Source organism: Halorubrum sp. Atlit-26R (genome assembly GCF_003666015.1).
Classification (GTDB): domain Archaea; phylum Halobacteriota; class Halobacteria; order Halobacteriales; family Haloferacaceae; genus Halorubrum.
Map to the genome: position 1 here is coordinate 1 of NZ_QPLT01000128.1, position 940 is coordinate 940.

At 59.7% G+C, this 940-nt stretch carries 1 protein-coding gene; it reads left to right on the forward strand.

Translation table 11 applies throughout. The annotated features are described in order from the left end of the window. Nucleotides 1-921: type I restriction enzyme endonuclease domain-containing protein (locus DVK07_RS19730; RefSeq protein ID WP_121598531.1), on the forward strand; the 921-nt coding region annotated here is incomplete at its 5' end. Between the last annotated feature and the right edge of the window lie 19 nt (nucleotides 922-940).

Below are 940 nucleotides of genomic sequence, written 5' to 3' on the forward strand. Positions count from 1 at the left end.
GAACGTGCGATGGTGCCGGTCGAGGACAAGCAGCCCGACCTTGAGGCGGCGCACAGCAAGGCGGTCTCGTTCTTCGATGACCTCGACGACGTGGAGCAGTGTGTCCAGTCGCTCGAACCGGACGACCGCCGGATCGAGTTCAAGAATGCGTTCAAGCGCTTCTCGCAGCTGATGGACATCGTCCTGCCGGACCCGATGGCGAATCCCTACCGGGAGGACCTTGAGCAGCTCAGCGCGATCTACGGGACGGCAAAGGAGCGCTACCGCGATGAGACGATGAACCTCGAAGGGGCGGGGGCGAAGGTCCGCGAGCTTATTCAGGACCACATCACCTCACGGGGCATCGAGGTTCTGAACGACGAGCCGGTCTCGATCATGGACGAGGTCGAGTACGACGCGAAAGTTGAAGACCTAGAGAGCGACGAAGCCCGTGCGAGTGAGATGCAGAATGCGATCAAGCACGAGATCAACGTCAAATTCGACGAGGACCCGGTACAGTACGGCTCCCTCAAGGACCGGCTCGAAGAACTCATCGAAAAGTACCGGGAGGGACGATACGACGAGCGCGAGACCATTGAGGAACTTCGCGCGTTGATGGACGAAATTCGCTCCCGCGACAAGCAGGCGCGGAAGAAGGGGCTTCGCGATGAGACGGACCTTTCGTTCTACCACGCCGTCGAGGATGTATTGGGCGACCACGAGGCCGGAGATGAGGAGGCCATCGAACTCACCGGAACACTGGTCGAGACGGTAGAAGGGTTCGTGACGAAAGTCGAGTGGAAGGAGCGAACGCACTTACAGAACCAGATGCGGAAGGCGGTGACTCGTGACTTATACCGATCAGAAATCGACCTCTCGGCCGACCAGCGCCAGGTACTCACGAACCGAGTCATCGAGCTGGCGCGGGCCCACTACCAATGAGTGAACAACTGAAGCGGCA